Genomic DNA, 21924 nt, shown 5'->3' with positions numbered 1-21924 from the left:
CGGCCCGGTCTTCAGCAGAAAGATGGCGATAGCAGTGGTTCATGGCAACACCGTACCTGATGGGTCACGTGTTGCGCTTGGTCATTGAGACCGCCGACCCACCGTGCCTAAAACAAACGCCCATGCTTTGCCGGTCATGGCGTTTGCCCATCCCACTGGAGATATGAAATGCCACAGCGACACCCTTCCAACTCCAACCTGCACTTACATTACAACAATTCATATAACGGCCTAGGGGTTCAGATGGAGTCCTTGCCGATGGTGGCCGAGTACCTTGAGGCGCTCCACGCTACGCTGCAGAAAGCCATGAGCGATTACCCTCGAGTGATGGCTTTTCGGGTTGACCCGGTTATTCCTACCGTGATCAGCGACAGGATGACGTCGGAAGACCACAAGCTCCTTATCAAGCGGTTCATCGCTTCCCTGAAAGCCATCATCAAGCACGATAGGACACGGAAGTGTCGGAGCAGCTGGGTGCCGGATACCAAGGTCCGCTACGTCTGGTGTCGGGAGGTCGGTACCAATGGCAAGCTGCACTACCACTTCTTCTTGATCCTCAATCGCGATGCTTACCACATGCCCGGGAGAGCATGCTCGCCTAACGAGAACCTCTCCAACCGTATCTCGCGTGCCTGGTACAGCGCGTTAGGTGTGGAATGGAATCCGGAGGATCCTTGGATACATGTGCCAGCTAACCCAGTGTACTGGGTCGACAGGGGGAATGTGGGCCACTTTCAGAAAGCCTTCTACCGAGCTTCTTACATGTGCAAGGCTGATACGAAACACTACGGTCTAGGGCTGCGGGCGTTTGATACCAGTCGGGACTGAGCACTAGAACAAGAAGAAGGCCACCCGCCGCGAGCGGTTCCTGCCCCAGGTGGATGCCGTGGTGCCATGGCTGCCTGAGCCGTATGTGGCATGGGCAGGGCAGTCAATACAGTTTTCTGCGAACCACGATAAAGCGCGTGATCCAGGACTACCTGCTCAATGGGACGGTTCAGCGGTTCAGGGGCTATATCGACGCAAAGCGGTTATCGAAGCAAGCCAATGCGTGACTGGCGCTCAGAGCCTGCCTCCAGGATTGCTGGATGCTCTCTTTGTCAGCCCATGGCCTTCACGCGTCAACTCTGGTGAGATAGGCGGCTATAATCGCGGCCATTCAAGTCAGCCGCTCACCGAATACAGGAAGCAAGCGTTACATGATCCTCACCCTCAACCAGCTGGAACGGCACCTCTTCAAGGCGGCCGACATTCTGCGTGGGCGCATGGATGCCTCGGAGTTTAAGGAGTACATCTTCGGCATGCTGTTCCTCAAGCGCTGTTCGGACGTTTTCGAGCAACGCCAGGAGGAGGTCCGCGAGCAGCTGAAACAGGCCGGCAAGAGCGACATCGACATCGCCCAGATCATCGAGATGCCGAGCTGGTACAAGGCCTCTTTCTACGTTCCGGAGCAGGCGCGTTGGCCTTACCTGCTGAAAGAGGCCCACCAGGGCGTCGGCAATGCGCTGAACAAGGCGTTGGCCGGCCTGGAAGAGCACAACACCAGCCTCGCCGGGGTGCTGGAGCACATCGACTTCACTCGCAAGGTGGGTTCCACCACATTGCCGGACAAGAAGCTCCGCGACCTCATCGTCCACTTCAGCGAGTACCGGCTGCGCAACGAGGACTTCGAGTTTCCCGACCTGCTGGGTGCCGCCTACGAATACCTAATCCGCGACTTCGCCGACTCCGCCGGCAAAAAGGGCGGCGAGTTCTACACGCCGCGCCCGGTGGTTCGCATGATGGTGCGGTTGATGAACCCGCAGCAAGGTCACAGTGTCTACGACCCCTGCATGGGGTCGGGCGGTATGCTGATCCTCTCCAAGGAGTACCTAGAGGAACAGGGCGGCGATCCGCGCCGGCTCAACCTGTTCGGCCAGGAGACCTCCGGCTCGGTGTGGGCCATCGCCAAGATGAACATGCTGCTGCACGACATCAGCAATGCTGATCTGCACAACGAGGATACCCTGACGGATCCACAGCATGTCGAGGGCGGCGAACTGATGCACTTCGACCGCATTCTCACCAATCCGCCCTTCTCCATTGGCTATACCCCCAGCCAGCAGTTCCCCGAGCGCTTCCACTACGGCAGCGTGCCGGAAGGTGCCAAGAAGGCCGACCTGATGTTCCTGCAACATATGGTCGCCAGCCTCAAGGCCGATGGCATGCTGGCCACCGTCATGCCCCACGGCGTGCTGTTCCGCGGCGGCGACGAGAAGCGTATCCGCGCCGGTCTTTTGGAGGACGACCTGGTGGAGGCGGTGATCGGCCTGGCCCCCAACCTGTTCTACGGTACCGGCATCCCGGCCAGCATCCTGGTGCTGCGCGCCAAGGGCGCCAAACCCGAGGAGCGCCAGGGTAAGGTGCTGTTCATCAACGCCGACCGCGAATACTACGAGGGCCGCGCCCAGAACCACCTGCTGCCGGAGCACATCGAGAAGATCGCCAGCACCTTCGAGGCCTTTGCCCAAGAGCCGGGGTTCTCTCGCGTGGTACCCATCGCGGAGCTGCGCGACAACGACTACAACCTCAACATCCGCCGCTACGCTGACAACACGCCGTCGCCGGAGCCCCAGGACGTGCGCGCCCACCTCAAGGGTGGCGTACCGATGGCCGAGATCGACGCCAGGCGCCCGCTCTTCGACGCCCAGGGGCTCGATCCCATGGCGCTCTTCATGCCGCGAGCGAATGACGCCGACTACGTGGACTTCGCCGAGCGGCTGGATGAGAAGCGCGATCTCAAGCCCGCCATCGAGAACAATACGAGCCTGCAGCAGAAAGAGGCCCGGGTCATGCAGGCCTTCGAAGCCTGGTGGCGAGAACACGGCAGCAGCATTACCTCGCTGAGCAATCAGCAGGGTCGGCTCACCGGGCTGCGTGATGAACTGCTTCAAAGTTTTACCACAGCGCTGGACGCCACCGCCATGCTCGACCGCTTCGCAGTGCGCGGCATCATCGCCGGCTTCTGGTTCGACAACAAAAACGAGTTCCGCACCCTACAAGCCCGCGGCTGCCTCGGCGTGGTAGACGCCTGGCGCACCAGCATTAATAGCCTGCTGGAGGACGAGCAGAGCAAGGCCAACCCGCTGGATCACCGCCTGGTGCACTTCCTGCTCGAGGACTACGTGGCCGAGCTGGAGGAGCTGGCCGCCCGCAAGGCCGAGCTGGACGCCCAAATCAAGGCCGCCGAGGCCAAGCCGGAGGGGGATGACGGCGAGGAAGCGGAGTCGGGCGATAGCGAGGACGACGATGCTCCGACACCAGAGCAGATCAAAAGCTGGAAGAACGAACGCACTCAGGCGCGCAAGGCCCACAAGGCCAAGGTCGGCAATTTCGAGACGCGCCTGAATCAAGCCGTGGACGCCCTTGACGAGCCCGCCGCCGCCGAGCTGGTCGGCACCATTCTGCACAACGATCTCAAGAGCATCCTCGAGCGCCATATCCGCCAGCAGCGCCAACAGGTGATCGCGGCCTTTGAGACCTGGTGGGACAAGTACCGCGTGACACTGGCCGATATCGAGTCCGGGCGCGATGCCGCCGCCAAGGAGCTGCAGCAGTATCTGGAGGGACTGGGGTATGTCTGATTACTCTGACTTCAAACCAAGTAAGCTTGGCGAAATTTCCAGGCCACGGCAATGGCCCACAATCAGTCATGAAGTGATAAGGAGGGTAGGCCTTTACCCTGTTTATGGCGCCAATGGAGTTATCGGCTTCTATGACTCTTACACACATGAAAAGCCTACTGTAGCCATCACTTGCCGAGGCTCAACTTGCGGCGAGATCCATCTTACGCCAGAAAAATCATACATAACTGGCAATGCAATGGCGCTAGACGACCTCAATACATCTCGTCTCGATCAGCGCTATCTCTATCACTTTCTCAAGCATGATGGACTAAAAGACTGCATCACCGGGTCGGCCCAACCCCAAATTATAGGGAGTGCTTTAAAGGACTTCCTTGTATGGCATCCTTCTCTTGAGAGCCAGCGCCTCATTGCCCGCATCCTCGATACTCTCGACATCCAGATCCAGAAGACTGAGGCGCTGATCGCCAAGCTGGAGAAGGTCAAGGAGGGCCTACTCCACGATCTGTTGACCCGCGGCATTGACGATAGCGGCCGGCTCCGCCCCAGTCCTGAGCAGGCCCCTGAGCTCTACAAAGAGTCGCCGCTGGGGTTGATTCCGAGGGAGTGGGAGTATGCTGCGATTAGCAAAATGATGACCTCAACTACTCTGGGAACTGCACGTAGGGGGGGCGGCTCATCGCCAAAGCTAAAGCTTATCAAAATGGGTAATCTTAACTGGGGGAACAAACTATCGCTTACGGATATTGAAAACATCTCAGCAAGCAAAGTTTCTAAAAGTCTTTTGCTGCGCGATGGAGACCTGCTCTTTAATACAAGAAACACTCCAGAGCTTGTTGGTAAAACATGCTCATGGAAAGGCGAGGGAGATCTTTTCACCTTCGACAACAACATCCTGAGAATCCGCTTCTCTGAGCACACAAATGGTCATTTTGTCAGTAGCTATATGGGCTCCACTCTTGGAAGAAAACGTATAAGACAGCTGGCCACAGGAACAACCTCAGTTGCGGCCATATACTGGAGAAATCTGTCGAGACTCGAAATCCCCATGCCAAGCCCAAGAGAGCAAAAGCTAATCGTGGAGAAGGTAAGCTCACTACAGAACAACATCGACTCTTTAAGAGGCGACCTAATGTCCCGTTATAGGCTCAAGTCAGGCCTAATGGACGACCTCCTGACCGGCCGCGTCCGTGTCACGCCACTTCTCGACACGGCCCAGGCCACCACCCCGGCATAGACCGGGGCTCTCACAACAACATCAGGACAACATCGCACAGGGAACCGCCATGACCACCTTCGACAGCACCAAACGCTCGCTCCCCGAGCTGCTCAAGGACATCACCACCGGCAAGATCCAGCTCCCCGACTTTCAGCGCGGCTGGGTGTGGGACGACGACCACGTGAAGAGCCTCCTGGTCAGCATCGCCCGCTCCTTCCCGGTAGGCGCGGTGATGCTGATGGAGACCGGCGGCGAGGTGCGCTTCCAGACCCGGCCGGTGGAGGGCGTCGACCCCAACACCGTGACCAAGGACCCGGACCACCTGATCCTTGACGGCCAGCAGCGCCTGACCAGCCTGACCCAGGCGGTAGGCCTGGATGCCCCGGTGGATACCCGCACCGCCAAGGGCAAGAAGGTCCGGCGCCACTACTACTTCGACATTCGCATGGCACTGGAAGGTGAAGACCGTCTGGAGGATGCCGTGGTGGCGGTGGATGAAAACCGCCAGACGACCAAGAACTTCGGCCGCGACGTGGACTTGGACCTCTCCACCCGCCAGCTCGAGTGCGAGCAGTTGCTCTTCCCCTGCGACAAGATCCTCGATCCCTCGGATTGGCTACAGGATCTCTTCGTTTACCACCAGGAAGCCATGAGGGAGTTTCTGGAGTTCCAGAAGAAGATTCTCGGCGCCTTCTCCGCCTATCAGTTGCCAGTGATCGAACTGAAGAAGGAGACCTCCAAGGAAGCGGTCTGCCTGGTGTTCGAGAAGGTCAACACCGGTGGTGTCCAGCTTTCGGTTTTCGAGCTGATTACTGCCAGCTATGCGGCGGAGGGCTATAATTTGCGCGACGACTGGTTCGGCTCCGATATTCGCAAGGTCCCCTCGCGCAAGGCCCGCCTCGAGAACCACGAGCTACTGGCGGATGTCGAGAGCACTGACCTGCTCCAGGCCATCACCTTGCTGCATACCCATGAACGCAAGCAGGAGGACCTGGCCGCCGGCAAGACCGGCAAGCAGGTTCGCCCGGTCAGCGCCAAGCGTGCCTCGGTTCTTGACCTGCCACTCGAGGCGTACCGGCGCTGGGCCGACGCCGTGGAGAAAGGCTTCATCGAGGCGGCCTACTTCCTCAAGGGCGAGTGTTTTTACAGCCGCCGCGAGCTGCCCTACGCCACCCAGTTGGTGCCCCTCGCCGCCTTGCTCACCTTGCTCGAAAACCGCTGGCGCGAACCCCGTATTCACGCCAAGCTCTCACGCTGGTTCTGGAGCGGCGTGCTGGGCGAGCTCTACGGCGGTTCCGTTGATACTCGTATAGCCCTGGACTTGGAGGAGCTGATGAACTGGTTCAAGGATGACGCCGAATTGCCACGCACGGTGATCGACGCCTCCTTCGATCCCACCCGCCTGGAGTCACTGCGTAGCCGCAACAGCGCCGCCTACAAGGGCATCAACGTGCTGATCCTGCGCGAGGGCGCGGAGGATTTCTTCTGGAAAGGCGATATCCAGGAGTTGGATCTTCAGGGCGTTGAGCTGGATATCCACCATATTTTTCCGCGTGCCTGGTGCGAAGCACAGGCCATTCCGCCTAGGATCTACGACGGCATCATCAACAAGACGCCGATCTCCGCCCGCACCAACCGCATGATCGGCGGGGATGCGCCGTCTGAGTACCTGGCCCGCTTGCAGGACCACAAGCAGGTCCAGCTCGACGACGAGGCGATGAACGACATCCTCGAAGGCCACCGCATTCCGACCGGGGCCCTGCGCACCGACGACTTCCATGCTTTCTACCAGCAGCGCAAGAACCGCCTGCTGGAGATCATCGAGAAGGCCATGGGCAAGAAGCCGCTGGCGGGTGCCGATGAGGAAGGGGAAGACTGAACATGGCCAATGACCTCTCGCGCAGCCTGAATCCTCGAAAGGCGCTGATCTTTCGCATCACGCACTGCGACAACCTGCCGTGGCTGCTGGCGAATGGGCTCTACTGCAGGTCGGCCGAGGAGCAGGATCCGGGCTTCGTTACCATCGGCAAGCAGGAGTTGATCGACAAGCGGATGACGCGAGAGGTGCTGCTACCGCCAGGCGGCATGCTGAGCGACTATATTCCTTTCTATTTCACACCGGCGTCGATGATGCTCTATAACATCGTCACCGGCCATGGCGTGCCGAGGCAGGACCGCGAGGATATCGTCGTACTGGTGAGCTCGTTACCCCATCTGGAGCAGCTCGGGATCAGTTTTCTCTTCACTGATCGGCATGCTTACCTGGCCAATGCCGAGTTCAGCGATCGGCTGGAGGATCTTGCGGATTTCGTTCCCTGGGATCTTTTGCAGGCCAAGGACTTCAAGCGCGACCTCGAGAATCCTGACAAGACGGATCGCTACCAAGCCGAGGCGCTGGTGCATCACTATTTGCCGGCCTCGGCATTGCTTGGCATTGGCACGTATACTGATCAGGTGCGAGATGCTGTCGAGGCGCAGATCGCGGCACAGCATCTTCAGCTGAAGGTGGTGACACGACCCAACTGGTTCTTCCCATGATTGAATACACCCAAGGCAACCTGCTCGAGGCCGATGTCGAGGCGCTGATCAACACCGTCAACACCGTGGGGGTGATGGGCAAGGGTATCGCTCTGATGTTCAAGGAGGCCTTCCCCGAAAACCTGGCCGCCTACGAGGCCGCCTGCCAGCGTCAGGAGGTGGTAACCGGTCGCATGTTAGTCACCGAGCAGGAGGCGCTGCTGGGGCCGCGCTGGATCATCAACTTCCCCACTAAGCAGCACTGGCGTGCTAGAACGCGAATGGAGTGGATCGATGCCGGTCTGGAAGATCTTAAGAGGGTGATCCACGAGCGAGGCATTCGCTCCATCGCCCTGCCGCCACTGGGCTGTGGTAACGGCGGGCTAAACTGGGACGACGTAAAGCCTCGTATCGAAGCAGCCTTGGGCGAGCTGGATGACGTTCGGGTGCTGGTGTTCGAGCCCACGCCTCAGTATCAGAATGTCGCTAAACGCAGCGGTGTGGAGAAGCTGACGCCGGCGCGTGCACTAATGGCCGAGCTGGTGCGTCGCTACTGGGTGCTGGGCATCGAGTGCTCGCTGCTCGAGGTGCAGAAGCTCGCCTGGCTGTTGGAGCATCGCATCCTCGCCCATGGCCTAGAGGATCCCCTCTTGCTCGAGTTCCAGCCCCATCGCTATGGCCCTTACTCTGACCGGCTGCGTCATCTCCTTAATGGCCTGGACGGCAGCTATTTACACAGTGAGAAGCGCATCAATGACGCCGCTCCCGACGAAGTCGTATGGTTCGATGAGTCACGCCGCGAGCGCCTCAACGCCTATCTGCGCAGCGCCGAGGCCATGCCCTATGCCGAGGTGCTGGAGGAAGTCGACGCCTTGATCGACGGTTTCCAGTCTCCCTTGGGCATGGAGGTGCTGGCGACACTGGACTGGCTAATCAGCCAGGAACGTATCGAGCCCACCGTCGAAGCGATCAAGGAAGGGCTACGACACTGGCCTGACGATGTGGCTGGCAAGCGCAAGCTGCGCCTATTCTCGGACCGCCTGATCGCGCTGGCACTGGAGCGACTGACGAGTGGGGTCGGCGTTCAGCCACCTTTGATCGCGGAGTCATAAGCCGGCATGGCAGCGGACCTCGGACGGATGGGAGGGGAATCGTGGCGGAAGGGGCACCGGTTACACGTATTGATCGCGAACGGCTATATGAAAAGGTGTGGTCATCGCCCATGAGCCATCTGGCTCGCGAGTATGGGGTGGCGAGCCAACGGCTGAAGGATCTTTGTGATCAGGCTGGAATCCCTACGCCTCCCGCAGGCCACTGGTCGCGAGTGGCGGCTGGAAAGGCCATGACTCGTCCGCCACTTCCCGAAGCACCCAGCGATGCCAGTAGTACCGTGGTCATAGAGCCTTCCCCATCTCGCCGCAAGACATCCCCCCGAGCTGATACACCAAAGGTGTCTGGTAGAAAGGCCAAGCCATTGGCGACATCGACGCCTGAGTCGAAGAAAGATGCGTCTGCTAAGTCAGTACCCGGTTTGAGCGTACCGGAGCAGTTGAGGAAACCACACCGCATCATCGCCGGCTGGCTAGAAGATCATAAAAGACGAAAGGAAGATGCTCGGCATAGCTATCTACCTGGCTTGGCGCCGTCTCCTTTTACCTCGATGGATCGCCGTCGGCAGCGTATTCTCGATACCCTTTTCAAGGCCATAGAGAAGGCAGGCGGCAGGGCTATCGAGGATGGCCGAAAGAAGTTGGCTATCGAACTTGAAGGGGAGGTGATTCCCATCCAGCTTCGCGAGAAGAACAGGCAGGTTCGTCGCCCCTTGACGGAAGAGGAGAAGCACTGGCGCTGGAATGAGGGCAAAGACTCGAAGCCGGAACTGCAGCCGACCGGGAAACTGATCTTCGAGATCAAGCGCTATCTGCCTAAAGGCTTCAGGCACGACTGGCTGGAAACGGATGAGGTGACGCTGGAAGCGTGTCTCCCTGAAATTTTCGATACGCTAACGCAGGCCGCGCCGATCATGGCGCTTGAAACTCAGAAACGGCTGGAGCAGGAGCGGCTCGCCAGAATTGCCGAGTATGAACGCCATCTTGCTGAGCAGGCGCGACAACGCGACGACAATCAGTGGCAGCGGTTTCTAGAGTTTGCGGATATCTGGCAGCGTCACGAACGAGCCTGTCATTTCTTGCTGGCCCTGAAGCAGCTCGATCTCGACCCGGACACCATGATTGGGGAGGCATCGCTGAGCGAATGGCTGGCCTGGGTTGAGCATAGGCTGGAAACCGGGAATCCGCTGAATCAGGGCATTGATGCCCTGTTTGCCGATATCGAGAAAGTGACCAGCTACACCTACTCTCATCAGCGAAGGCAGTGGTAACGGTCTTCAGGTTTCCCGCGGCACGATATGTCTATTAGCATCACTATTCTTTCATCGCGTATTGGAGCCAGGGAATGGCAGGTCCCGAGTACACAGGCGTAGAGAAACCCTTTATCGACCAGCTGGTGGGCCAGGGTTGGGAGTTTCTGACCGGCTCGGGGGACGATCCTGCCGTCACTCATCGTGAGAACTTCGCCCAGGTGGTGATGGAGCCGCTGCTGCGCGAGCGGCTGCGCAATATCAACCTGCGCGACGATGAGCCCTGGCTCGACGAGGCGCGCCTGGACCAGGCGGTGTCGGCCATCACCCGCCTGCCGGCCAACAAGGTGCTGGAGACCAACAAGCTCGCCACCGAGCTGTTGCTGAACGGCCTGGCGGTGGAAGGCCTCGAGGGCTGGGACGGCGGCCGTGGCCAGACGCTGCGCTTTATCGACTGGGAAGTGCCCGCCAACAACGTCTTCACGGTGGTCAATCAGTTCAAGGTGAAGTGTCCACCCGGGCACGATAGCGCCAAGGGCCATGTCATCCCGGACTTAGTGCTGTTCGTCAACGGTATCCCGCTGGTGGTGGTGGAGTGCAAGAGCCGCACTGTGCCGGAGGGCCTCAGCGATGCGGTGGACCAGCTGCGCCGCTATCACGACCAACGCTTCCTGGAGAACGAGGTCGAGGAGCATGAGGGGGCACCGGCTCTGTTCGCCACCAGCCAGTTCCTGGTGGCTAGCAACTTCGACGAAGCGCGGGTGGGCACCATCGGCGCTCGCTTCGCCCATTACCTGAGCTGGAAGACAGTGGCACCGCAGCGCGAGGCGGAGGTAGCCATTAAGCTCGGTGAGGCCGACCTCTCCGCTCAGCAGCGCCTGATCAGCGGTATGCTCATGCCGGCCAACCTGCTGGACATCGTGCGTCACTACACCCTGTTCATGAACAACGGTGGCCAGGAGATAAAGCTGGTATGCCGCTATCAGCAATATCGTGGCGTGACTCGAGCGGTCGAACGGCTGAAGCACGGCAAGACGCGCCGCGAAGATGGCGAATCCGACCGCCGCGGCGGCATCGTCTGGCACACTCAGGGCAGCGGCAAGAGCCTTTCCATGGTTTTCTTGGTGCGCAAGCTGCGTACCGACCCGACCCTGCGCCGCTTCAAGGTCGTGGTCATCACCGACCGTAAGGACCTGCAGGCCCAGCTCTCCGCCACTGCCGAGCTCACCGGTGAGAGCGTCGAGAAGGCCGGCAACACCACCCAGCTAAAGAAGCTGCTGGCTCGTGATGGCCCCGGCCTGGTGTTCGGTACTATCCAGAAATACCGCGACCCGGATACCGAAGACGAGGCGCCCGGCGAAAACTACGCCATTACGTCGCCGGGCCTGGACAGTGGCCGTCGCGATGCCGCCGAACCCAATGCTTCCACGGTCGATAACTCCCCGAAGAAGCCGACCCTCAGCGAGCCCTTCGAGGTACTCAACACCAGCGAGGACATCCTGATCCTGGTGGATGAAGCTCACCGCACCCAGGCCGGTGACCTGCACGGCAACATGATGCGTGCCCTGCCCAATGCCGCACGCATAGGCTTCACGGGTACACCGATCATTATGGGCGACAAGAAGCGTACCCATGACATCTTCGGCGAATACATCGATCGCTACACCATCCAAGAAGCGGAGCAGGACGGTGCCACGGTACCCATCCTCTATGAAGGACGTACCGCCAAAGGGGCGATCAAGGACGGTGCCAGCCTCGATGGCCTGTTCGAGGACCTGTTCCGCGATCACAGCAAGGAAGAGCTGGAAGCGATCAAACAGAAGTACGCCACCAAGGGGCAGATCTTCGAGGCACCGCAGCTGGTTCAGGAGAAGGCCCAGGACATCCTGCGTCACTACGTCACCCATATCTTGCCCAATGGCTATAAGGCACAACTGGTGTCCTATAGTCGCCGTGCGGCCCTGCGCTACTTCGAGGCCCTCGAACAGGCCAAGGCCGAGTTGCTGGAAGAGGCGCTCTCGCTCTCTCCTGAGGACAAGGCGCTGGATGATACCCAACTGCTGATGCGTCCGCCGCGGGTCAAGGCGGCGATCCAGGCCTGGCGCTACCGCAAGGTGCTACGCGAGCTGGAGTTTGCCGTGGTCTTCAGCAGCGGCAACAACGACGACCCAGCCTGGGCCAGGTGGAGCGATCGTGCCGCCGTCGAGAATCACATCCAGCGCTTCAAGAAGCCGCTACCTCCGCTCGACGGCGAGGCACCCAAGGACGCGACCAAGCACGATCCGCTGGCCTTCCTGATCGTCAAGAGCATGCTGCTGACTGGTTTCGACGCCCCTATCGAGGGGGTGATGTACCTAGACCGTTCGCTGCGCGAGGCGGAGCTGCTGCAGGCCATCGCTCGAGTCAACCGCACCGGCCACGGCAAGACCCATGGCATCGTGGTGGACTACTTCGGCGTGGCCAACCACCTCAAGGAGGCCCTGGCCGCCTACAGCGAGGAAGATGTCGAGGGCGCCCTGCAGAGCCTGAAGGACGAGATCCCGCTGCTGCGCGACCGTCACCTGCGCGTGGTCGATGTGCTGCGTTCCCAGGGCGTGGACGACCTGGACGACGCTGAAGAGGCGGTTCAGGCCCTTGGCGATGAGCGAGTGCGCGCCGAGTTCATGGTCAAGCTCAAGGAGTTCAACCGCGGCCTGGACGATGTATTGCCCCGCCCCGAGGGGCTGGAATTCGTCAACGATGCCAAACGACTCGCCTATATTCATGCCCTGGCGCGCAACCGCTACAAGGACACGCCAGAGCTGGGTCGCGATACCGGCAACAAGGTACGCAAGCTGATTGACGACTACGTGGTCTCGCTGGGCATCGATCCGCAGATTCCACCGGTTCAGCTCACCGACGCCGAGTTTGATCAACATGTGGGACGTCAGGCCGGCGACCGCGCCAAGGCCTCGGAGATGGAGCACGCGGTACGCTCTCACGTGCGCAAGCACCTGGATGAGGATCCGGTGAAGTACGGCCGCCTGAGCGAGCGCCTGGAGGAGCTGCTTGACCAGCTCGATGGCCAGTGGGCCGACCAGGTGGAGGCGCTCAAGACGCTGATACAGCAGCTGCGTGACGGTGCCAGTGTCGATGGCGAGGCGATCCCCGAGATGCCCGCCCACGCCGAGCCTTTCTGGCGTGAGTTGGTGGCCAGCGCTGGCCTGGAACCGAAGAGTCTGGATCCGGCCACCGCTCAGGCGCTGCTCGACGCTACCGAAGAGGTCGTGGCCACGATCCAACCCGAGATCGCCATTCCCGACTTCTGGAAGCCGTCCCACATCCCGGACCAGGAGCGCCTCAAGCAGCACCTGTTCAGCCAGCTGATGATGGGCAGTCTGGTGCCGATGGACCAGGCCGAGGCCACTGCCGAACGGCTCCTCGACCTGGCTCGCAGCAACCACCATAAGCTAGTGAAAGCGTGATGCAGCTCGTCGTGGACGACCTTACCTTCGAAGTGCGTGAGAGTTCGCGCCGCAAGACACTGGAAATTACCGTGGACCGCGACGGTGAGCTGCTCATCGCTGCGCCCGTCGGCACCGACGAGCAGCTCCTGCGTGACTTCGTGATCGAGAGACGCACCTGGATCTACCAGAAGCTGGCGCAGAAAGCCGAACAACGCCGTCAATTGCCGCAAAAGGAGTACGTCAACGGCGAGGGGTTTCTGTACCTGGGGCGCAGCTACCGTCTGAAGTGCGTACCCCCTGATGCCCAGAACGCCCCACTCAAGCTCGCCGCAGGGCGTTTCCAGCTGCGTGAAGATGCCTTGCCCGATGCCCGTAAACACTTCATCCGCTGGTACAGCACCCGTGCTAGCGACTGGCTCACCACCAGGGTCAAGGAGCATGCCCGCCGTATGGGACTGGAACCCGCTGGCGTGAAAGTCCAGGACCTCGGTTACCGCTGGGGCTCCTGTGGCAAGGGCCATCAGCTCTACTTCCACTGGAAGACCATTTTATTGCCGCGCCACATTGCCGAGTACGTGATCGTTCACGAGCTCGTCCACCTGCACGAGCCCCACCACACTCCGGCCTTCTGGCGCCGTCTGGAACGTGCCATGCCGGACTATGAGCAGCGCAAAGGCTGGCTCGCGAGGCATGGAATTGAGGTGGAGGGGGTTTAGGGTTCTGTAAACCAAAACCCAAGGCTACGGGGTTGCTGAGCGAGCTGGTATCTATAGTGGTCAAGCACGTTTAGCCATTAACAGCCAGCTTCCAAACATAATGATGATGTGAACAGCCGGTGCTGCCCTTTTGGGCAGCACCGGCTTTTATATCGTGACTCGCCGTCACAGCCCCCCGTTGCGCGAAGGGCTCATATCCTTCGCTCCCTCCATATGTGATCTGCTCCTTCGCCATCGTTCCCTCCTGTAGCCAAAAGGGGGTTTCTAGAATGTGGCGAAGTGGACATTACTGCTTTGGGGCAACATCGCCTAATTAAGGCATGACAGCAATACCTCTCTCAGGTAATGTCAATCCAAGTGTTATGGACGCTACTATGCTTGGGGATGAGTAATACCAGCTTGCTCTTCGGATGTGTCCACGACGCGGCCAGACAAGCACTGGAGTCGGTACCCAAGAGCGCCTGACGACCTGCTGTTGTGCTCTGGTAGCGATTTCATGCTGCTCGTGCACGGCGCGATGTGTACTGGTCATCGTAGGCTATGCGTGGCTACTGATTAGCGACAAACTGCGCTACGGGAGTTGATCAAGCCGCAGGATATGAAGGATGTGGGGAGCTTGGCCGTTTCAGCGTATAAGTGCTGTATCAATCTCCCGCTGCTATTCGCATCAATACTTGATGCGCCGCCAGCCTCTATGGACGAGTTGGCTGGCCTGGATGAGAATAAGCAGGTCTAAAAATACGATGAATATCTGCCAGGGGATCTTCTTTGCAGCGAGTTCGCCGCACGCATGCTCGACCTGGACGGGGCTCTCCAGGTGATGTGTGCCATGGCCGTCACGTCAGGCTAAGAAGCTACCTTCGCAAAGCAGCCTCACAGGCGAGAATCGACCCAAAGCGGCCTACAGCGGACGTTCCGGGAAATTCAAGGTCTGCGGATTTTCTATATGTATGCTAATGTTAATTAATGCATTTAAGGATCAAAGGCTTGTGAGAGCCTTGGCAGGCTGAATTTGCCGGGCAAACGTGCCGGCACGTTTGCCCAATCATAGACACGTCGTCTAATACGCTGTGCAAGAAGGGGCAGAGTGCCGGTGTGCACCTCGCACGCTACGGATAAGCAGGGCAAGGAGAATAACTTCAATGAGGCTTAGTAAGGCTAGGATTCGTAATTACAGAAGTGTTCGCGACACTGGTGAGTTCGAGGTTGAGAATGGGAAGACGATTCTCGTCGGCCCGAACGAAGCAGGAAAGACTGTTATCCTGCAAGCTCTTCAGAAACTTAATGCGCCCGATGAAATCGAGGGATTTGAACCACTCCGTGATTATCCACGTTCGGAATACAACGATATAACGCGGGGAGTAGTAGACCCTTCGGACGTCACTGTTGTCGAGGGTCATTTTACGCTTGAGGAGGCCGACTTAGAAGGACTGGAGAAAGGTTACGAGACATGCAATTATGTCTTTGGGCGCAGACTGGATAATACATCGTGGCACCGTATCGTCGGAGGGCCGGGCCTCCCAACGTACGGAGAGCTATCGAAGGATTTGAAGCGACTCTGTGCACATATCGATAAGCACAAGGAGGATGAGAATCCTGCGCCTAGCGCACAACTTGATGCGGTTGTGGCTGGATGGGGCGACGATGCGAGAATTAAAGGCGAACGCGCGGAAAAGTTGAAAGAATGGCTAGAAGGGGCCTTGCCCTTAATTGACGAAGATAACGAAACGGAAGAGAAGCGCTATGACCGCCTTTTAAGAGCGTGCAGTGTACATAAGGAGCAAGCCGCAGCCCTCAGGCACTTGCGATCCCGTCTTCCGGTCTTTGTCCTCTTTAATAACTACTTCCGTGTTCGCCCGCGTATTCATCTCGAACATCTTGCTCAACGTGTGCAAAGTGGCGTACTCGACGACAAGCAATATGACTACGGGAATTTGTGTCTTCTGAAGTTGCTTGGTTTCACGCCAAAATCCCTTGCGGACTTGGGGAATGCTAAAGCTCCGAATGCCGGTGACGCAGATGCCCTGAAATCGTACCAGGATAGGCTTGATGAACGTGAATATCAGCTCAACGGCGCAAGCGTCAAGCTCACCAAGGAGATTGTATCAGTCTGGATGCCCAACCCGGATCGCGCAGAAGCAGACCGCCTACGGATCAAGGCGGATGGTCAGTATCTCAAGGTTGTCGTTGAAGATGATTTAGGTGTAGAGGTTGAGCTCGATCAACGGTCTGAAGGCTTTCAATGGCTAGTATCGTTTTTTGTCGTCTTCTTCGCAGAAGCTACAGATAGGCATAAGAATGCGATCCTGTTGCTTGACGAGCCTGGTCTCCACCTCCACGGTCTCAAGCAACGTGACTTTCGAGAGACTATCTCCCGTCTTGCAGAAAAGAATCAAACAATATATACAACACATTCACCGTTCCTCGTCGGGCCGAATGAGCTGGATATAGTTCGCGTTGTAGATATGACAGACCGAGCGGTTGGGTCAAAGGTACACGGCAATCTGTCGTCAGGAGATCCGGGGGCGCTTTTGCCGCTTCAGGAAGCCCTTGGTTACGACTTGGCGCAAAGCCTTTTCTCTAAGACGAGGAACCTCGTTATGGAGGGCTTGACGGATTACTGGTATGTGGAAGCCGTGGCGGAGATGCTCCGTGAATCGGGTACTGCGAACCTGAATGAGAATATTGCTCTAGTTTTCGCTAATAGTGCGGGTAAGGTCGTCTACTATGCGACTATCTTGCACGCTCATAAGCTTAAGGTTGCAGCACTGCTCGATTCGGACGCAGCAGGTGATCAAGCGGCCCAGCAAGATACTCTGGTCCACACGCTGGGCAACAAGAAGATATTTCGAACCAAAGACTACTACGATGGCAAGGTCAAAAAGCCTGAGATAGAAGATCTTCTCAGAGAGACCTTGATAAAGGTGGCTCATGATGATCTAGGTTGGGATGTTGGGTCAACAGCTGCTGCCCATGAAGCTCGTCCAATAGTAAACATCTTCGATAGTGAGATAGCCGGCTTCTCGAAGTATAAGCTCGCTAAAGCATTTCTGCACTGGGCGCGGCAGAAGGGAGCCTCAGATTTAACGGAAAGTGAATGCCAACAGTGGGCTGAGTTGATTGGCAGCTTAAATAAAGCGCTAAAATAATTGCTGCATAAGACAACTATTGGCAGTCATAAACTATGGAAGTAGTGGCACCAGTTATTACAGCAATCTTGGGCTTCCTCGGAGGACTTCTCACCCCGTTGGTAAGACATAAGGTCCGTGCTGCTGCAGAATTGCAAGCTGCCCGCAGATCAAGAATAGAGGAATGGCGAGTTGCTATTGAGGAGGCAGATTTCAACGACGAGCAGGCTCTGAAAGTATTTGCCAATACTTCGATCTATTCGTCATTACGCCAGAGAATGCGTTCGTCAGTAATAGAGGAGTTTGAACAAGACCGGACTATCTATGTTGGTGGTGGCAGAGGCAATGACGTTAGAAGGCATATGCTTTTAGATGAGGTCGCAAGGCTTGAGCGGGAATGGAAGTTACTTTGAAAGTAGGGAAACTTAATAAGTCGCTCAAGCTCGTCCCGCCCTCGCGGGCCTCCACCGGACGCGCTTACGCGCACTGCTTAGCTAAATTGTTAAATATCAGGAAAATCTTAATGGCTGCTCCTGGCCGTTAGCCGCCAGTTGACAAAAAATAAATGATGCCGCGAATAGCCGGCGCCACTCCGTTGGGGTGGCGCCGGCGTTATGTCGTGACGCGCTGTCACAGATACCCCAGCTCCGCAAAGGATTCACATCCCTCGCTTCCGACGACCACATGATCGATCACCCGTATTTCCACCAGCCCCAACGCTTCCTTCAGTCGTTGGGTGATGCGCCGGTCGGCGTCGCTGGGTGCAGCGTCGCCCGAAGGGTGGTTGTGGACCAAGATCACGGCGGCGGCGTTGTGTGCTAGCGCCTGCTTGACGACTTCACGGGGGTAGACGCTCGCCGCGTCGATGGTACCGCGAAAGAGCTCCTCGAAGCGGATGACGCGATGCTGGCTATCGAGGAACAGGGCGCTGAACACCTCATGCTCATAGTCCTGCATCAGCACCTGCAAGTATTCGATCGCGAGTCTGGGCTGGTTGATCTTGCGCCCCTTGGCCAGCCGTCGTCGGGCGAGTCGTTTCGCAATCTGTAATAGCTCGCCTTCGGTCACCGCCTCGGTGACGTGATAGGTGCCGGCGACTTCGCCGGCTATCAGTTTTTGATGATTCATGATTTCTCCTTCAGGCGGCCATCACCAGTGCCATGCGGCGTTCCAGTTCCTCGTGGAAGGCATCGACTCGCTCGGCGATGGTGCGGATCATCGCCTCGTCTCGGTAGATGCGCTTCACGAATAGCGGCATCCCCGGCCAGTAGCTGACAAAATCGATCCATTCCCGCTCGCTGACCCACAGTCCGCCCTGACACTGGGCGATATGCTCTTGGGGGATTTCGTCATTCAGGAGTACTTCAATCTGATGCTTGGGCAGCTTGGTCTTGATCTCGGCCAGGCCATTGCCGTTCACCAGGCAGTCTGGGGAATAGCCCACGCCATGATTGAGGATGATCCCGACCTGCTCTAGCCGGGTGTTTCCCGTTGCTTCGCTGTAGAGCGCGCGGGCCACCGGCTCCAGCGCATGGCCCCGTTGGGTATGAGCATTGCCTTGAAAGGCATCCGAGGGCTCGCCGGTGATGCGTTCGCCGATCAGCTGATGCATGTAGCTCAGCGCCCCGCTGCCGAAGCCCCCCGGCCCCTTGCCCTTGACCAGAAGGGTCTTCAGCTCGGACATGGTGACGATACCCAGCCGAGCGGCATGCCACTCGGGTGTGCCTTGATCGAGTGTCAGGATCTGCATGACGGTCTCCTTTTTCGATGACGCGGCATAGACCGCGAGGGGGAACCCCTCGCGGCCGGTTAGTGATGTTGAGCGCTGGGATAGGCGCGTTTTTGTAGAGATGCGCGCAGCTTGTCGAAATCATTGCGTGGCACTTGCTCGGCATCGCCGTACTTGCCCACGAACCATTCCTGAGCTGCGGGAGGACAGGCGGCGATCAGCTGCTTGAGCTGACCCGCCTGGAAGCGAGTGACGTACTGGACCGAGGCGGCGGTCTCTCCGTTGTCGTCTTGTCCCCGTGTGGTGATGTTGAGCAGAGCGCAGAGAACGTAGCGCTTGCCATAACTGGTCGAGGAGCCGAAGGCCTGGACGGCGTTCTTGTTACCGCTGACATCAGCCGGGAGCAGCATGCTGGTCTCTTCCCGATGGCCGTCCTGGTGCATGAGCACGCCGGTCACCTGGATGCCACGCTCCTGGGTCTGGATGCGGAAGCTCACCGCGAACCCGTGCCGCTTCATGATGGGTCGCACGGTATCGACGATGTCCTCCAGTGTGGCGTAGTGGCCGTTGTTGCCCTGACCACGCTCGGCAATGCTCGGTAGCTCGGTCTGCATGGCCGCCATGGCGGCGCTGTAGGCCATCAATGCCTGGCGATCCAGCACGCGCTCCTGCATCTGCAGCAGACGCTCCATCTTGTCGATGTCGACGTCGGGGTTGAGGGCGGCCCGCTCGATGACCTGGATGATCGCCGTACTGTCCTGATGGGACTGCGCCTCTGGCGGCTGCTTGGGGGGCTTGGGGTTGATAGGGGTTGCCATGACGGCCTCCGTTAGCGATAGCGGTTGATGACTTCATCGAGCTGGTCGGCACGGACCGGCTCCAGATACACGGCCACGCGGTAGAGACGCCCCTCGGCCAGCACGTGGGTATCCGTCGTGTGTTCACCGGCCTCCAGCAGTTGACGCGTCAGCTGGGTCAGGGCGCGGCAGGTCTCGAACGTCATACGCGGTTGCATCGATACCTCCAGAAACAGCGACGCCCAGCCTGAAAGGGCCGGGCGCTATGCCGAAATGTTGGAAAGACAAATAGACAGGCGTGATAAAGGGCCAGAAGCGGCTCAGGACACCAGTGCGAGCGCGGACTCCAGCGCCTTGTCTTTGAGGCTGGCCCCTTGGCCAAACCAGGCAGAGTCCATGCGGTAGTCGCTGCTGCGGGCGCGCTTCTCGTGATCCACGTACTCGGTGACCGCATTGAGCAGCCCCCAGGCGGTGCCTTGCGCCGTGCACAGTTGTGAACCACGCCCTTCGCCCTGGTAGAGCTTCTGGACGCGATTCAAGGCGCGAACATTAGGCAGTTTGGAAGGGTCGTCCAGCGGGCCGTCGGTATTGCAGATCACCGACTGGAAATACGCTTGCATCTCTGCCTGGCTGATCTTGCGCTCGGCCAGGGTCTTCATGCGGTACATGAAATCGTCCCACTGCGAGACCGAGATCCCCAGCTGCTGCTTGACCCGCTGCGGATTAAACTCGGTGCTGTGCGGCACTTTCACTCCCTGCGCCATGCCATCCACGGCGATGGTCAAGGTATTGTTGCAGACCACCCGTACCGAAGTCGGCGTCGCCACCGTTGCCAACGAGCCATCACAGGACGTCGCCAGCAGCAGGTAGTCGTTGACCTGATCCTGGCCCTTGAGGGCACCTCCCAGTCCGCTACGGGCCAATGCCCAGAACTTGCGTCCCCCTTTGAGCACACCAGCCGTCTCGAGCTCATACCCCGCGTATTCCGTGAGATCGCGGTAGAACTCCAGCACTTCCTCCGGCTGCACCACCTTGTAGCGCTGGGACACCACTGACAGCGGAGTCTTGGTATCGGAGCGATAAAGCACCTTTTGCTCCGGGAAGGAATAAATGCTGCCCAAGTGGCTGGCACCATCGGTGATGAAACGCACCGGGGATTCATCGATGTGCCAGTCCATTCCCGCCTGTTGCCGCCAGACCTCCAGCGGTTGGTGGCGAGAAAGCTGTTGGCCCAGGCCATGCCAGGGGGTATCGCCGATGTAGGCCATTTGCTCGATTTGGTGTGCCATGGGAAATCCTCCTAGACGAAAAAAAGCCGGCAGATCGCCGGCCTGTGTGGAATGGTGAGAAGGCAGCATCAGGCCAGCACTCGGAAGGCATGGCCACAGCCCAGGCAGAGCCAGGGAGTCCCATCACCGGGTGGCAATAGGTGACGGACCATTTGGTTGCCGGCAGCAGCACCGGCGATACCGCCGGAGGCGCCAGCAATGACGGCACTTGCCACGCGACTGAGCGGCAGGTGCGTGGACGACGCCACCGTTAGCGTTCTGACATCGTAAAGCGATCCATAGGCGCTCTTGAGGCTGCCGGCCAGCGCGCCGGCTGCAATGCCGAGCTTGTGGGCCGACTCGAGGTTAATGAGGTGCCGTGAGTGACAGCGCATGCAGGGTGGGGCCATATCACATCTCCTGTGGCGGTGAAGAAAGCCCGGGGAGGGCTTGGCTCACAGGAGTGATATAGGTCTCAAAATGATTGGCGTTGATCCTGATGGTGTTGCGTCAACCGGTGTCTTTCTTGACACTGTCTATATATACAGTTATAGAGAGGCCCCTTGTCATTGACCGTTTCGCTGCTCGGTCGACGTTTCTTTTGTGAACAATTAGAGTGAGTACAATTCTTTACATAAGTTGCAGGGGTTATGGATGCCAGCTGATCAAAAAGACATCACTATTGGGTTTTTCGTTGCTAACAGTGCTCAAGATGCCCAGCTCGATTTAAAAGCCTTCCTAGAACAATATGCGGATATTCAAAACGGTACTGGGCCAGTGCAACCTGACGGTCGCTTTTCCTACGAATTACGGGATTTGTCAGTTCAAGGTGGTTGTGTTCAAGGTGTTTTTGCAAAATTCCGCGGTGACCAAATCCCGCATATAGGAGAGGCAGGAGGTAATGAAAGAGAAATCGAAATTGCTGAAAACGAAGGGTTACTGGAGAAAAATCACTTCATATATCGACCCTTGGATAGGCTACTCGTGTTTGAGCAGAACGGTCACGGAAGTCGCCCCGCCCGGCTAGGGAAACGCTGCATAAATCCCGCCGCAGCTGCCTGATCGCCATCGGCGGGGTAGAATCTGGCTACCCTGTCACCACCTGACCGAGCTACCCGATGA

General features: G+C 58.4%; 18 protein-coding genes. 12 read left to right on the top strand and 6 right to left on the bottom strand.

Going from position 1 to position 21924, the window contains the following annotated elements; translation table 11 throughout:
- Positions 1-258 precede the first annotated feature (258 nt).
- From C7446_RS16145 to C7446_RS16095, 11 genes are all read left to right on the top strand, one after another.
- Positions 259-828: an inovirus Gp2 family protein gene (locus tag C7446_RS16145; RefSeq protein WP_170150118.1), complete on the top strand. Its 570-nt coding sequence runs from the start codon at positions 259-261 to the stop codon at positions 826-828.
- Between the two features lie 371 nt (positions 829-1199).
- Positions 1200-3623, top strand: a complete 2424-nt coding sequence (locus tag C7446_RS16140) for a type I restriction-modification system subunit M (RefSeq protein ID WP_121174147.1) — start codon at positions 1200-1202, stop codon at positions 3621-3623.
- Positions 3616-4860: a restriction endonuclease subunit S gene (locus C7446_RS16615; protein ID WP_211327969.1), complete on the top strand. Its 1245-nt coding sequence runs from the start codon at positions 3616-3618 to the stop codon at positions 4858-4860. Before C7446_RS16140 ends, C7446_RS16615 begins: the two co-directional genes overlap by 8 nt.
- A 49-nt stretch (positions 4861-4909) precedes the next feature.
- The gene (locus tag C7446_RS16130; RefSeq protein WP_121174146.1) at positions 4910-6721 is read left to right on the top strand and encodes a GmrSD restriction endonuclease domain-containing protein; all 1812 of its coding nucleotides are present in this window, start codon (positions 4910-4912) and stop codon (positions 6719-6721) included.
- Positions 6722-6723: 2 nt separating this feature from the next.
- On the top strand, positions 6724-7380 hold the full coding sequence (darT, locus tag C7446_RS16125; RefSeq protein ID WP_121174145.1) for a type II toxin-antitoxin system toxin DNA ADP-ribosyl transferase DarT: 657 nt from the start codon (positions 6724-6726) through the stop codon (positions 7378-7380).
- Positions 7377-8471 carry a type II toxin-antitoxin system antitoxin DNA ADP-ribosyl glycohydrolase DarG gene (gene darG / locus C7446_RS16120; protein WP_121174144.1) on the top strand — a complete coding sequence of 365 codons (1095 nt, stop codon included), beginning with the start codon at positions 7377-7379 and terminating at the stop codon, positions 8469-8471. Before darT ends, darG begins: the two co-directional genes overlap by 4 nt.
- Positions 8472-8581: 110 nt before the next feature.
- Positions 8582-9739: a hypothetical protein gene (locus C7446_RS16400; RefSeq protein ID WP_170150117.1), complete on the top strand. Its 1158-nt coding sequence runs from the start codon at positions 8582-8584 to the stop codon at positions 9737-9739.
- A 74-nt stretch (positions 9740-9813) separates the two neighbouring features.
- On the top strand, positions 9814-13182 hold the full coding sequence (locus C7446_RS16110; RefSeq protein WP_121174142.1) for a type I restriction endonuclease subunit R: 3369 nt from the start codon (positions 9814-9816) through the stop codon (positions 13180-13182).
- Positions 13182-13880 carry a M48 family metallopeptidase gene (locus tag C7446_RS16105; RefSeq protein ID WP_245977885.1) on the top strand — a complete coding sequence of 233 codons (699 nt, stop codon included), beginning with the start codon at positions 13182-13184 and terminating at the stop codon, positions 13878-13880. Before C7446_RS16110 ends, C7446_RS16105 begins: the two co-directional genes overlap by 1 nt.
- Positions 13881-15022: 1142 nt before the next feature.
- The gene (locus C7446_RS16100) at positions 15023-17029 is read left to right on the top strand and encodes an AAA family ATPase (RefSeq protein WP_121174140.1); all 2007 of its coding nucleotides are present in this window, start codon (positions 15023-15025) and stop codon (positions 17027-17029) included.
- A gap of 35 nt (positions 17030-17064) precedes the next feature.
- Positions 17065-17421 (top strand): hypothetical protein, encoded by a 357-nt coding sequence (locus C7446_RS16095; RefSeq protein WP_121174139.1) that lies wholly within the window; start codon positions 17065-17067, stop codon positions 17419-17421.
- Positions 17422-17638: 217 nt separating this feature from the next.
- On the opposite strand, the gene C7446_RS16090 is transcribed toward C7446_RS16095, so the two are convergent.
- The 6 genes from C7446_RS16090 to C7446_RS16070 all read right to left on the bottom strand — a co-directional run bounded on the left by C7446_RS16090 (position 17639) and on the right by C7446_RS16070 (position 21212).
- Entirely contained in the window at positions 17639-18136 is a 498-nt protein-coding gene (locus C7446_RS16090; RefSeq protein WP_121174138.1) for a JAB domain-containing protein, read from the bottom strand.
- A 10-nt stretch (positions 18137-18146) separates the two neighbouring features.
- Complete coding sequence (locus C7446_RS16085) at positions 18147-18758, bottom strand: lambda exonuclease family protein (protein WP_121174137.1); 612 nt, start codon at positions 18756-18758, stop codon at positions 18147-18149.
- A 59-nt stretch (positions 18759-18817) separates the two neighbouring features.
- Complete coding sequence (locus tag C7446_RS16080) at positions 18818-19555, bottom strand: ERF family protein (RefSeq protein ID WP_121174136.1); 738 nt, start codon at positions 19553-19555, stop codon at positions 18818-18820.
- An 11-nt stretch (positions 19556-19566) separates the two neighbouring features.
- Complete coding sequence (locus C7446_RS16395) at positions 19567-19752, bottom strand: hypothetical protein (RefSeq protein ID WP_147408791.1); 186 nt, start codon at positions 19750-19752, stop codon at positions 19567-19569.
- Positions 19753-19854: 102 nt separating this feature from the next.
- The gene (locus tag C7446_RS16075) at positions 19855-20823 is read right to left on the bottom strand and encodes a DUF932 domain-containing protein (protein ID WP_121174135.1); all 969 of its coding nucleotides are present in this window, start codon (positions 20821-20823) and stop codon (positions 19855-19857) included.
- A gap of 68 nt (positions 20824-20891) precedes the next feature.
- Positions 20892-21212: a hypothetical protein gene (locus C7446_RS16070; RefSeq protein ID WP_121174134.1), complete on the bottom strand. Its 321-nt coding sequence runs from the start codon at positions 21210-21212 to the stop codon at positions 20892-20894.
- A gap of 244 nt (positions 21213-21456) precedes the next feature.
- Here C7446_RS16070 and C7446_RS16390 point away from each other — a divergent pair, with 244 nt between their 5' ends.
- On the top strand, positions 21457-21864 hold the full coding sequence (locus tag C7446_RS16390) for a hypothetical protein (protein WP_147408790.1): 408 nt from the start codon (positions 21457-21459) through the stop codon (positions 21862-21864).
- Positions 21865-21924: the final 60 nt, after the last annotated feature.

Source organism: Kushneria sinocarnis (assembly GCF_003633775.1).
Taxonomy (GTDB): Bacteria; Pseudomonadota; Gammaproteobacteria; order Pseudomonadales; family Halomonadaceae; genus Kushneria; species Kushneria sinocarnis.
This window is presented reverse-complemented; position numbering and strand designations above follow the sequence as displayed.

Bases quoted from the DNA above. Each gene is read 5' to 3' on its own strand.
- C7446_RS16090 (WP_121174138.1), bottom strand. From the start codon at position 18,136: ATGAATCATCAAAAACTGATAGCCGGCGAAGTCGCCGGCACCTATCAC.
- C7446_RS16080 (WP_121174136.1), bottom strand. From the start codon at position 19,555: ATGGCAACCCCTATCAACCCCAAGCCCCCCAAGCAGCCGCCAGAGGCG.
- C7446_RS16615 (WP_211327969.1), top strand. From the start codon at position 3,616: ATGTCTGATTACTCTGACTTCAAACCAAGTAAGCTTGGCGAAATTTCC.
- darT (WP_121174145.1), top strand. From the start codon at position 6,724: ATGGCCAATGACCTCTCGCGCAGCCTGAATCCTCGAAAGGCGCTGATC.
- C7446_RS16400 (WP_170150117.1), top strand. From the start codon at position 8,582: ATGAGCCATCTGGCTCGCGAGTATGGGGTGGCGAGCCAACGGCTGAAG.
- C7446_RS16070 (WP_121174134.1), bottom strand. From the start codon at position 21,212: ATGGCCCCACCCTGCATGCGCTGTCACTCACGGCACCTCATTAACCTC.
- C7446_RS16110 (WP_121174142.1), top strand. From the start codon at position 9,814: ATGGCAGGTCCCGAGTACACAGGCGTAGAGAAACCCTTTATCGACCAG.
- C7446_RS16100 (WP_121174140.1), top strand. From the start codon at position 15,023: ATGAGGCTTAGTAAGGCTAGGATTCGTAATTACAGAAGTGTTCGCGAC.
- C7446_RS16395 (WP_147408791.1), bottom strand. From the start codon at position 19,752: ATGCAACCGCGTATGACGTTCGAGACCTGCCGCGCCCTGACCCAGCTG.
- C7446_RS16095 (WP_121174139.1), top strand. From the start codon at position 17,065: ATGGAAGTAGTGGCACCAGTTATTACAGCAATCTTGGGCTTCCTCGGA.
- C7446_RS16140 (WP_121174147.1), top strand. From the start codon at position 1,200: ATGATCCTCACCCTCAACCAGCTGGAACGGCACCTCTTCAAGGCGGCC.
- C7446_RS16145 (WP_170150118.1), top strand. From the start codon at position 259: ATGGTGGCCGAGTACCTTGAGGCGCTCCACGCTACGCTGCAGAAAGCC.
- C7446_RS16390 (WP_147408790.1), top strand. From the start codon at position 21,457: ATGCCAGCTGATCAAAAAGACATCACTATTGGGTTTTTCGTTGCTAAC.
- C7446_RS16085 (WP_121174137.1), bottom strand. From the start codon at position 18,758: ATGCAGATCCTGACACTCGATCAAGGCACACCCGAGTGGCATGCCGCT.
- darG (WP_121174144.1), top strand. From the start codon at position 7,377: ATGATTGAATACACCCAAGGCAACCTGCTCGAGGCCGATGTCGAGGCG.
- C7446_RS16075 (WP_121174135.1), bottom strand. From the start codon at position 20,823: ATGGCACACCAAATCGAGCAAATGGCCTACATCGGCGATACCCCCTGG.
- C7446_RS16130 (WP_121174146.1), top strand. From the start codon at position 4,910: ATGACCACCTTCGACAGCACCAAACGCTCGCTCCCCGAGCTGCTCAAG.
- C7446_RS16105 (WP_245977885.1), top strand. From the start codon at position 13,182: ATGCAGCTCGTCGTGGACGACCTTACCTTCGAAGTGCGTGAGAGTTCG.